Source organism: Rickettsiella endosymbiont of Rhagonycha lignosa (assembly GCF_964031165.1).
In the GTDB taxonomy this organism is placed as follows: domain Bacteria; phylum Pseudomonadota; class Gammaproteobacteria; order Diplorickettsiales; family Diplorickettsiaceae; genus Aquirickettsiella.
The window spans coordinates 1,229,336-1,241,383 of sequence record NZ_OZ035011.1; the positions used below are offsets into that span (position 1 = coordinate 1,229,336).

Annotated in this window: 9 protein-coding genes; 5 read left to right on the plus strand and 4 right to left on the minus strand. The window is 37.4% G+C overall.

Annotated features, from left to right (window positions below):
• The first annotated feature begins 67 nt into the window (after positions 1-67).
• A complete protein-coding gene (locus AAHI99_RS05535) occupies positions 68-718 on the plus strand; it encodes a MarC family protein (protein WP_425288710.1) in 651 nt (216 codons plus the stop codon).
• On the opposite strand, the gene rocD is transcribed toward AAHI99_RS05535, so the two are convergent.
• The 3 genes from rocD to AAHI99_RS05550 all read right to left on the minus strand — a co-directional run bounded on the left by rocD (position 701) and on the right by AAHI99_RS05550 (position 4,021).
• On the minus strand, positions 701-1,960 hold the full coding sequence (gene rocD, locus AAHI99_RS05540; protein ID WP_342227290.1) for an ornithine--oxo-acid transaminase: 1,260 nt from the start codon (positions 1,958-1,960) through the stop codon (positions 701-703). The two genes, AAHI99_RS05535 and rocD, sit on opposite strands and share 18 nt — an antisense overlap.
• Complete coding sequence (locus tag AAHI99_RS05545; protein WP_342227291.1) at positions 1,957-2,850, minus strand: arginase; 894 nt, start codon at positions 2,848-2,850, stop codon at positions 1,957-1,959. Before AAHI99_RS05545 ends, rocD begins: the two co-directional genes overlap by 4 nt.
• Positions 2,851-3,106: 256 nt before the next feature.
• Positions 3,107-4,021: a hypothetical protein gene (locus tag AAHI99_RS05550; RefSeq protein ID WP_342227292.1), complete on the minus strand. Its 915-nt coding sequence runs from the start codon at positions 4,019-4,021 to the stop codon at positions 3,107-3,109.
• A gap of 486 nt (positions 4,022-4,507) precedes the next feature.
• On the opposite strand from AAHI99_RS05550, the gene AAHI99_RS05555 reads away from it, so the two are divergent.
• The 4 genes from AAHI99_RS05555 (at position 4,508) to AAHI99_RS05570 (ending at position 10,872) form a co-directional block, all read left to right on the plus strand.
• Positions 4,508-6,685: a cation:proton antiporter gene (locus tag AAHI99_RS05555; RefSeq protein ID WP_342227293.1), complete on the plus strand. Its 2,178-nt coding sequence runs from the start codon at positions 4,508-4,510 to the stop codon at positions 6,683-6,685.
• Positions 6,686-6,741: 56 nt separating this feature from the next.
• The gene (pcnB, locus tag AAHI99_RS05560; protein WP_342227294.1) at positions 6,742-8,283 is read left to right on the plus strand and encodes a polynucleotide adenylyltransferase PcnB; all 1,542 of its coding nucleotides are present in this window, start codon (positions 6,742-6,744) and stop codon (positions 8,281-8,283) included.
• Positions 8,280-9,884, plus strand: a complete 1,605-nt coding sequence (gene pgi, locus AAHI99_RS05565; RefSeq protein ID WP_342227295.1) for a glucose-6-phosphate isomerase — start codon at positions 8,280-8,282, stop codon at positions 9,882-9,884. Before pcnB ends, pgi begins: the two co-directional genes overlap by 4 nt.
• A 109-nt stretch (positions 9,885-9,993) precedes the next feature.
• On the plus strand, positions 9,994-10,872 hold the full coding sequence (locus AAHI99_RS05570; RefSeq protein ID WP_342227296.1) for an LOG family protein: 879 nt from the start codon (positions 9,994-9,996) through the stop codon (positions 10,870-10,872).
• A 95-nt stretch (positions 10,873-10,967) separates the two neighbouring features.
• On the opposite strand, the gene AAHI99_RS05575 is transcribed toward AAHI99_RS05570, so the two are convergent.
• Positions 10,968-12,035 (minus strand): hypothetical protein, encoded by a 1,068-nt coding sequence (locus AAHI99_RS05575; protein ID WP_342227297.1) that lies wholly within the window; start codon positions 12,033-12,035, stop codon positions 10,968-10,970.
• Between the last annotated feature and the right edge of the window lie 13 nt (positions 12,036-12,048).

Below are 12,048 nucleotides of genomic sequence, written 5' to 3' on the forward strand. Positions count from 1 at the left end.
CTTAAATTTTTGTCTGTATTGCCGCTCAATTCGCAATCCTCATGTATAGTGTATACCAGATTGCTACATGCACGTGGCACTTGTTAAAAACTTAATTGCTGTGGATAAATATATTATGCATTTTCAAATGAACATCTATTCTGCCGCAGTGACACTTTTTTTAGTCATGGACCCGCTCGGAAACATTCCGGTTTTTTTATCATTACTTAAACAAGTTGATCCATCAAGACGCACCAAAATTATTTTGCGCGAAAGTTTAATTGCGTTTGCTATCTTGACGCTTTTTTTATTTTGTGGAAAACCTATCTTAACTAGCTTACATATTAGTGAAGAAGCCTTAGGTATCGCCGGTGGAATTATTTTATTTCTTATTGCAATTAAAATGTTGTTTCCTATGGGACAAAAAATAGCGGAACAAACGCAAGGAGAACCTTTTATTGTTCCTATGGCCATTCCTTTGCTCGCTGGACCTTCTTCCATGACCACTGTCATCCTATTTGCCAGCCAAGCACCTCATCAAATGGGCAAGTGGTTTACCGCTTTAGCAGCCGCGTCATTGATAGCGACACTATTACTTTTAATTGCCGTACCCTTACAAAAATTGTTGGGTGTCAAAGTCATTGCAGCATTAGAACGTTTAATGGGGATGATATTAACCACGATTGCTGTACAAATGTTTTTAACGGGCCTCGGTACCTACCTAAGCAGTCTTGGCTAACAACACCTTTTTCAATATGGCTAAGGCTTCATCTAATTGTTCTTTACTGATGACTAAAGGTGGTGCTAAACGAATAACCGTATCGTGCGTCTCGTAACTTAATAAACCATGCTCTAGTAATTGTAAAACAATAGCACGACCTTTCGCGTAACGTGAGTCAAGTTCTACACCGATAAATAAACCTTTTCCGCGAATTTCTTTGATTAGCGGGGATGAAATTTCTAATAGATTTTGATGTAAATAATCGCCCAACTCTTCTGAACGCTGGATTAGATTTTCTTCAAACAGGATATTTAAAGCTTCTAACGCAACTGCCACGGCTAGAGGGTTACCGCCAAAAGTGCTGCCGTGATCACCCGGTGTAAAAACATTCATGACATCACGACGACTTAAAAACAATGACACCGGTAATAAACCACCGCCTAATGCTTTACCTAAAATCAAAGCATCCGGTTTAACGTTTTCATGTTCACAGGCTAAAAATTTACCGGTTCTACCTAAGCCAGTTTGTATTTCATCAAGAATAAGTAAAACATTACGTTCTCGACAAATTTGTGCAACGGTTTGCAAATAGCCTTTTGGTGGCACAACAATGCCGCGTTCACCTTGAATAGGCTCAACCAAAAAAGCCGCTGTATTAGGAGTTATTGCCGCCGCTAAAGCTTCTGCATCACCATATTCTATCGTTTTGAATCCTGGGGCAAATGGACCAAAACCGAACTGATATTGTGGCTTTGATGACATACCCACCACGGTTGTGGTACGACCATGAAAGTTGCCTCGACAAACAATGATTTCGGCTTGGTTCTTTGCCACTTTCTTAATGGTGTACGCCCATTTTCTAGCCGCTTTAATCGCTGTTTCTACCGCTTCAACACCGGTATTCATCGGTAAAGCGCTATCCATCTGCGCTAAATCACAAACCCGTTTTAAAAAAGCACCCAAGCGATCACTATAAAAAGCGCGCGAGCAAATCGATAAGCGTTGCGCTTGCTGTGTTAAAACCTTTACTAAGCGCGGATGACTGTGCCCATGACTGACTGCGGAATAAGCACTCATCATATCGATATAGCGCTTACCAGAAATATCCCAAAGTTCTGCACCTAAGCCGCGGCTGAGCACTACGGGTAAAGGATCGTAATTGGCCGCACCATAATGTTGTTCAAGCTCGATAGGGTTATTATGCATTTGGTCATTAGAAAAGGTGGATTGTTGATCAACAATAACGCTTTGTTTACTCATTTAATTTGAACTCCAAAAATACTCAGCAATATTTCTTGAATTAATCTTTCCGTTTTTTGATTTTTATCATGATAAGGGTTGTATTCAACCACTTCAACTCCAATAAGTTGTAATTCTTGGCGTAATTGGATCAGCACTTGGCATAAATCCTCTCCTGAAATACCATTTGCTTCTGGCACACCAACGCCGGGTGCATCAAAAGGATCAATAGCATCTAAATCCAAACTGACCCCAAATCTGGAACTGTTTTCTTTAACATAGGCGATCGCTTCAGAAAATACAGTATCTAAACCACGCTGTTCAATTGCTTGCATAGTATAGATACGTACGCCTAAACGCTGTAATAATTTTTCTTCTTCCGTTTCAAAACTACGGATGCCAATTAAAACCAGGCGTTTCGGATTTATTTTGGGACGAGGGATAGCAATCTGTGTGAGCGAGGTATCACCATAACCTAAAAGTGTCGCTAAGGGCATGCCATGAATATTACCGGTCGCTGTCGTTTCAAACGTATGACTATCCATGTGTGCATCGATCCAAATTAAGCCCAATTCTCCATTTTGTTGCTGTGCTAGCGCAGCCGCGACGCCACTCCAAGTGCCTATGGCACAGGAATGATCTCCACCCAACACAGCAAAAGGTTGATGTTGTTGGATTAAATCGTAAGTTATAGCCGCTAATTCAGTATTAAGCTCTACCACACGTTGCAAGCTATCGCTTTTATCACCACTGCGCGGCTTTAATATAGCTTGCCAATGATTGGGTAAATGATGTTTGGATAGTTTTTGCTCTAAGCTATTATTCTGCAGTTGCAACGGACCTTCGGCGCAACCTACATCATTCGCAGCAATACCGGACGCATAAGCAATTAAGGATAAGGAAGTTGTCATAGTGTTATTAACCTGGTTTTTTTTTAAATAAAAGGTCTAATAATTTTTATTCTAAAGTGAGAACTCCATTCATTGTTAGACATTATATACCGATTCCAGATTAACGGTGTGACCTATAAAAAAACCCTCTATCATAAAAAAAGGACATCGTGATTAGCAATGTCCTTTAGTTATCAGAAACCCTTTCAACAATAATAACTTTCAAGGAAAAACTTTTTCTAGTAGTAAACTTCCTTAAATAAGCCACTACTCTTAGTTATTTTAAAGAAGCCGTTCGGTTTAGTTGTGGGGTTTCATCAGAATTTTCTACTCTAGGGCTATCAAACAGACCACTATATCGGATGGTTTGTTCAAGCTCCTCTACGTTATGTTGGTTTAAGTTCTCTTGTTTTTTTGGTGTGTCAAATAATATAGAAATATTTTTTAAGGTATCTATATCTAATGGTTTTTTGAATAAAAATTCATCTAACCCTGCAACTTGATTAGCTGTTGAATTGAAACTATCACATTGATCTCCCCGACGATTAATTATTTCGTCATTTAAAGCGCCCTGATTATCAGGAATTGTATGGTTCTTTTGGACTAAATCTACTACATAAATCCATTCTGCACTTATTCCACACTTTTCAAGCAGTTCATCAATTTTATCATAGTTAACTGCCACCTTCTCCGTTGCAAGAAATTCATGAATACATAATGCTTGGCGCATTTTTATTTCATTTTTTTCGGCTTCATATTCGTCTTTGTCGTCAAATTCGTCGTCAAATTCGTTTATCTCTTTTTCTAAACTGCCAAGAGATTTTTTTAACTTTTCAAAAGAGTTATTCAATTCAGAATTAGCTTGATGTTTTTTCCATAAAAAACCGGCTATAGGTGCTAGCACGAGTGCCACTGCAATAATTGGTATTGTTATTAGAAGCGGCAAAGCTAAAGCTGATATTACCGTGGTAAAAAAAGCAATTAATGCAGTAGCTACACTCGGCAGCCACGGAGTAAAAAATGCAGCCAATGCTAAAAGAGAACCTGTGATTGAGATACCCAATAAAGAATATAAATACCTCGAAAGATATTTATTTATTTTTTTAACACGCTCCTTAAAAGGTTGATTAAGCTCTTCCTCTAAACCTACATTTTTTCGTTTTAATTCTTCCAACATTTCTTTTTTAGACATAAATAATAACCTTATTTTGTTTAAGTTTAATCGAGGCAGTACATCATAGTAAGATAAAATACTTGATTAAGCTTAACAAAACATTAAAGACATTTTTAAACTTGAGCTTAACAGGGCCGCAAATATTCAAAAAAAACACTTCAATAATTCTATTGACCACAGCTCATAAAAAAATTATCGCTCTTGCTAAAAGTTTCTATTGGGCTGCAAACTTTATTTTACCTTGAAGTACTCCTACTCTAGGCCATAGCAGAGTAATGAATAAAGCTTAATGAAATATTAAGATCGCAGAAAATTTATTTTTTGTAGATAAATAACTGCCAAGTCTGCTGCTTTACATTTAGATGCGAATCTCACTTCGACCGATTAAAAAAATTACTTGTATTAAAAATTAGCCTTTCCTATGCAATGCTGGATGGGTTTACACTTTATTGTAAGTTCAAGCAAAAACTTGATATATCCACAAAGACGACTAACAATAGATCTATGCAACCCCTTGCTCCACTCATTAAAGATTTAGCCGTCATACTCGGCGTAGCCAGCTTAGTCACACTTTTATTTCAAAAAATAAGACAACCTGTGGTATTAGGCTATCTATTATCCGGAATTATTGTCGGTCCGCATGTTCCTCCCTACGACCTTGTTACCGATGTACCCAGTTTACATACACTCTCCGAGTTGGGCGTTATCTTTTTGATGTTTTCTCTTGGCTTAGATTTTAGTTTTCATAAACTTAAACGTGTTGGAACACCCGCTATTGTAACTGGGTTGTTTGAAGTGTTAGTCGTTTTATTGATTGGTTTCGTTTTAGGCAAAATTTTAGGCTGGTCTGTTTATGATTGTATTTTTTTAGGCGCTGCGCTTTCCATCTCGTCGACAACCATTATTATCAAGGCCATGGAAGAATTGGGTTTGAAAAGCAAACATTTTGCCGAACTCGTGTTTGGAGTGTTGATTGTTGAAGACTTACTGGCCATTTTATTACTGGCTGGACTCTCTATTGTAGTCGGTACCCATGCCGTTATTTCTGCGACACTCGCAGATTCTGCCATTAAACTTTTTATCGTTGTCGGGAGTTGGTTTTTGATCGGTTATTTTTTAATTCCTACTTTAATTAGAAAATTAGTGGACGTCGCCAATCAAGAAACCTTAACCATCGTTTCGGTGGCGTTGTGTTTAATACTGGTCTGTATTGCGGCGTACTTCGGTTATTCTACGGCATTAGGTGCCTTTATTATGGGCTCGATATTAGCTGAAACGGATTTAATTCAGTTTATTGAACAATATATGCGTCCTATTCGTGACATTTTTGCGGCAGTGTTTTTTATTTCGGTAGGTATGCTTATTGACCCGAGCATGATCCTGCAAAATATTTGGATAGTATTACTCATTTCCATCATCACTATCCTTGCCAAAATCTTTGCTACGGGTACCGGCGCTTTAGCGGCGGGTCAGAGTTTAAGCACTTCGGTGCGCGCAGGTTTTAGTATGGCGCAAATTGGTGAGTTTTCCTTTATTATTGCAGGATTAGGCCTGACATTACAGGTTACACGTCCAGCACTCTTCCCGATTATTATTGCGGTGTCGGCGGTCACTACTTTTACTACACCCTATCTCATCATGTCCTCGGCTGCGTTGAGTAAACTATTGGAAAAAAATCTCCCAATCCGTGCAAAACAATTATTAAGCCATTACACGATACTTATCCATCGCTACTTAAGACTGAAGAAAAAACGAGTGGTATATAGCCAATATATTACTCGACTACTTATTAATAGTGTCATGGTTGCGATTATTTTTAGTTTGAGTGAAAAATGGATATTTCCAAAAATTAGCGAATGGATCAATTCAACGTATTGGGTAAATACCTTAAGTTGTCTGATTGCTTTATTATTAGCTTCACCCTTTATCTGGGGTATGATATTTGCTTATCGTGCTTTCCCACATCGACGCCATGCTGCGATTCGACCTATCATCGCCATAGGATGGATTTTTACTTTAACCGTCATCATTACCTTAGCCGTTACTTATTTCCATACCTGGTCTATTATTTTACTGTTAATCATTATTTCATTAACATTATTTAGTTTACTACATAAACCGTTGCAAAAATTTTACCCGTGGTTAGAAAAAAGATTTCTAGCCAATATTAAAACACCTAGCATTCAAGAAACTTCCAAGGATGAATTAACCGCCTGGGGCATTAATTTAAAAGGGACTGATATCCAGAATAATTATTATTTTATCAATAAAACCTTACAAGAATTGAATCTTGCGGAACAATTTGGCATCCATGTGGTTGCACTTTATCGCGGCCCTAAAATTATTTTGACTCCACAACACCATGAAAAAATTAGGCTTTACGATAAGCTGTTTATTTTAGGTAGCGATGAACAAATCGATAGCTTTAGCCAATTATTGCAGGTCACCACCTACCAAGAAGAACTAGAATTATACAATCATCTTGAGTTAAAAACTTTTTTACTTGATAAAAGCCATCCTTTCGTGGGACTTAGCATTGAAGACGCCATGCAAAAAAATCATATTGACGGCATAGTATTAGGCATGGAACGCAAAGGTGTCAGAAAAATTAATCCCAGTAAAGACACCCTTCTACGCAAAGAAGATCTCTTGATTTTATTAGTTTATAAAGCCTCAATTTAACATCACCTATTTGTCATTGCCTGCATACCAAACCGTCGTCAATGCGAACGCATTGCGTGTGGCAATCTAAGAAATTTTATGAGTTAGATATCCATGCTTATTTCATTCCTCGCCATGACGATGATTTTTTTATACTATTATGGAAGAATTTTGATAGCATACAGGTTAAGAGCAACTACGGTTCCTGCCCTATTACTGATTTGAGTAAAATATCGGCTATCAGAATCCTTTGCTCACCTATACTTAATGACTTACACATAAAGAGGAAGACCATCATTATTAAGCAGTTTTTTCATCGACTATTCCCCAAAAAAATAGCTCACCCACAAGCCGAAATTATCCCTAGGGCTGAACATACTATTTCACGCAAAGATATTAATCCTAATGCGCTCAGGGTTTTATATCGCCTGAATCAGCATAAATACAGTGCTTATTTAGTAGGTGGGTGTTTACGTGATATTTTACTCAAGCAAAAACCAAAAGACTTTGATATTGCCACCAATGCCAGTCCTGAAAATATCAAAAAACTTTTCCGCAATTGTTTATTGATTGGCAGACGCTTTCGTCTTGCGCATATACGCTTTGGCCGAGAAATCATTGAAGTCAGTACCTTTCGAGCCCAAAGCAAAAAAAAATCCTTTAAACATCGCAAAATTGCCACACACGGTATGCTATTACGCGATAATGTTTACGGAACAATCGAAGAAGATGTTTGGCGACGGGATTTTACTATGAATGCCCTCTACTACAACATCGCTGATTTTTCTTTAGTCGATTATTGTGGTGGACTTGCCGATATACAAAATAAAATAGTACGGATTATTGGTGAGCCACGATTGCGTTATCAAGAAGATCCCGTTCGATTATTACGGGCGATACGCTTTGCTAGCAAATTAGATTTTGAATTGGATCCGGCTACCGCAGAGCCCATACAAGAACTTGCACCCCTACTCCGTCATGTACCTCCCGCTCGCTTATTTGAAGAAGTACTTAAACTTTTTCATCATGGCCAAGCTTTAAAAACCTATCAACTACTTCAGCAATATCAATTACTCAACGAATTATTTCCGCAAACTAAGCAAGACTCTCTAGACGATACGAACGACAAAATTCTAGAACTAGCCTGTGAAAATACTGATAAACGTATCCATCAAGGAAAAACTGTTTCTCCAGCATTTTTGTTTGCCGTGTTTTTATGGCCTAGCGTACAAAGCAAAGCCGAACAACTCATTGCCCAACACACACCCACATTTATTGCCTATCAACATGCAGTGAGTGATGCATTGAGTAAACAACAGAAATTAATTACCATCCCACGTCGCTACAGTACTGCGATTCGTGAAATATGGGATTTACAACATCGATTATTACAGCGACGTCCTTATCTACTGTATCGTTTAATAAATCATCCTCGCTTTCGCGCCGCTTATGATTTTTTATTATTACGTGCCGAAATCAAGGAAATAGATCCAAGTATCGCGAGCTGGTGGACCCACTTTTTAGAAGCGGACGATGAAACCAAAAAACAATTAATTCAAACCATCACGCAAACACCTCGAGGAACCAAACGCCCCAGAAAACGAGGAAGAACAATATGAATGGAATTGAACCGGGACTTACTCAGTCAGCTAGCTGGAAAAATTTAAACCAACATTTTTTGCAAATTAAAAAAACACCAATCGCAGAATTATTTCTTAGTGATCCGCTGCGCGCTAAAAAATTTACATTAACCGAAAAAAACTTACATTTTGATTATTCAAAAAATCCGATAGACGAAAAAACACTGACTCTGTTAACACAATTGGCAAACGATACTCATCTGAAAAAACAGATCAATGATTTATTTTCAGGCGCCTGTGTAAATACTACGCAACAACTCCCTGCCTTACACACGGCATTACGTGACCCCAGAAAATCTGGAATAATCGTGAATGGCGAAGATATTTTAGTCAAAATTCACGCTTGTTTAGATAAAATGCAACATTTTGCAGAACAAATACATCAACACCAATGGCTAAGCTTTAGCGGCAAAAAAATAACCGACGTTATCAATTTAGGTATAGGGGGATCAGATTTAGGTCCTTTAATGGCAGTCCATGCATTGAAGTCTTTCCAACAAAACTCACTCCATTTTCATTTTATCTCACAAATCGACAACCGAACATTACAAAGCTTGTTAGAAAAAATTAACTTAGAAACCAGTTTATTTATTATTACCAGCAAATCCTTTACCACTTGTGAAACACTATTGAATGCGTCAACATTGCTAAAACTATTTCAAGAAAAATTTAGCTCAGCATCGAGCAAACCACATTTTTTAGCCGTCACCAGTGAAGTCGAAAAAGCTATCGCATTCGGTATCGATCCTGAGTGTATATTTCCACTCTGGGATTGGGTCGGCGGTCGATATTCATTATGGTCTGCGGTTGGTTTATCCATTGTTTTAGCTATTGGCATGTCAAATTTCCGCAAATTGCTAAGCGGCGCACATGCTATGGATCAACATTTTTTTCAGCAACCCTGGTTATCTAATATGCCGGTGTTGTTAGGACTATTAGGTATCTGGCAGGTCAATTTTTTTCAATCTTCAGCCCATGCTGTTTTACCTTACGATTCGGGTTTGAAGTACTTTCCTGCTTATTTACAGCAATTAGAGATGGAAAGTAATGGTAAATCGACACGCATCGACGGTGAGTCTGTGGATTATGCCACCTGTCCGATTATTTTTGGCGACATTGGTTTAAATGCTCAACATGCGTTTAATCAATTGTTTCATCAAGGTACGGTCAATTTTTCAGCTGATTTTATTTGTACGTTGCATGATCCTAAACTCAATATTCAGCATCAGCAACATGTTATCGCTAGTGCTTTAAGTCAAAGTAAGGTCTTTATGGAAGGCTGCCACAGTGATATTAACTATAAAAATTTACGCGGTAATCATGCCAATAATATGCTAGCACTGAATGAACTTACTCCTTTTAGTTTAGGACAGTTGTTAGCACTTTATGAACATAAAGTCTTTGTGCAAAGTGTCATTTGGCAGGTTAATCCATTCGATCAATGGGGCGTGGAATATGGAAAACAATTAAATAAAAAGATATTCCAAAATTTAAACAATCCAAGTCAGCAGATGGAGGCAAGTTTAGATTCTTCAACGCAGGCGCTGATTCAGCTCTACAAACAGATTAATACCCCGTAAAATATCTATAATAATTTGCTCTATTTCACTATAAATTAAAAGCATCTATTTATATTAGGCACACTCGAATAGCACTGATATACTTAACATTTATCTATAAGGTTAATGAATGGATATTGCAGATTCCAAGCCTTTTTCATCCGCAAAAGTCGAAGTTAAAAAACGTAGTCGACAAAAAGTGGCCTGGCCAGCCTACGAACTGGCTTTTTTGGATCACGATTTTTTGCTGCATAAATCATTACGTTCGGTACGTTTACAATTAGAATTGCTAAAACCAGAACTCTCACAACAAAAGTTAAAAATCGAATCGACCATCGTTGTATTTGGCAGCGCTCGAGTGGTTGATCCAGAAGTAACCAAGCAACAACTTAAGCAAGTGCAACTGAAATTAAAACAAAATCCACAAAGCACCTCCGCCAAAAAAGAGGAAAAATTGCTTAAAAACCAACTCGAAAAAGGGAAATATTACGAAGAATCGCAACGATTTAGTCAAATAGTCTCTGAAAAGTGTCAAAAAAATCGACGTCGACATTTTGTCATCGTCACTGGCGGTGGGCCTGGCATCATGGAAGCCGCCAACCGCGGTGCTCAGGATGTTAAAGCAAAAAGTATCGGTTTAAATATTGTGCTACCGCACGAACAAAGTCCTAATCCATATATTTCACCGGAGCTCTGCTTTCAATTCCATTATTTTGCAATCCGCAAAATGCACTTCTTGATCCGTGCTCGAGCATTAGTCTGCTTCCCTGGTGGTTACGGCACCTTAGATGAACTCTTTGAAGCCTTAACGCTGTTACAAACCAAAAAAATTAAACCCATTCCTTTATTACTATTTGGAAAAAAATATTGGTCGAAATTAATCGATTTCAATTTTCTAGTGAGTGAAGGCATGATCGATGCTAAAGACTTGAAATTTTTCCGTTTTGTTGAAACCGCAGAGCAAGCCTGGAAAATCATTGCCGAATTTTATAAGTTACCCATGAAATAAAATATGAGTTAATTTCATGGGCATTACAGATACCTTGCTCTATTTTTTACTCTCTATATACACTAGGATGTATCATGAAAGAGAAATAATCTTTCTTAACGGACCATGCCAGGGGATTGTGCATTATTATTTAAACTAAGCTCTGCTCGGCAATTACGTTGAAATTTGTTTTCTTTTTGCAATTCATCTGTTTGTTTTTTCCCTCCCATAGTAGGATATAAAATGTTATTTAAAGCTTGCCAAGGTTTATTTAACTTCCATGCCATAACAGAAGAATCTAAAGGACGAGGCTCCAGCACAGTCTGCAACTTCCCATCGTTACCTCGAGATTTAATTGAAAATGTAATATCTTCTGACTGAAGCAGTATATGATCTTTTTCTATTAATTTCTGGATTGCGGAAATCGTTCGATTTTCATCGTCCTTGTTAATCATTTTAATTTGGATAAAAAATAAAAGTAATAAAGCAACTAAAGAAATTCTGTACTGAAAACCAGTTTCAGCTACTTTTTTTAAAATATCCGCGCGATCCGGTGGAATTTCTACGACTATATGAAGTTTCTCGCCTGGCTTTAAATTAGCTAGATTGTGTTTAATCTGTAAGCGTAAGTTATCAATATTAATTTTATAATCATAATCTATAGGATTCATTGGATCAGGAGAAAATGACTCAGGATCAAAAACTTTAGCGGTAAGATGCGCATCTGTTTTTTTATTTTTTAATTGTTCATGCTGCAAAGAAAGCTTCGCTTTATAAGTATTAATGGCATTCGGAGAAAAACCAGCTAATGAATCACACAATGGCTTAGTTTTTACATCAAAAGATTGAGCAAATTCTTCTTTTTGGTCTGGTTGAATATTGTCTCTTAAGCCTTCAATTAGTTTACTTTTAATTAATGTCAATTTATTTTGTAATTTTTGCTGAGCATCGACGACGATCTCTCCTGTTTGAGGCCTACTTAAATGCTTGTTAGCCATCCCTGTAAGAACCTCACGATAAGCTTTTAATACATCCTCTTTCGCTTGCAATTGAATATTTTCATTTATATAGGCATCATTGCTAAAATCCAATTGCTGCTTAGCTTTACCAAGCAAAGCCTCTTTTATATCTTTAACTGCAGCTTGATGGGTTATTTGGATTTGATTTTTTTCTATTTCATTCATAATAAGCACCTCG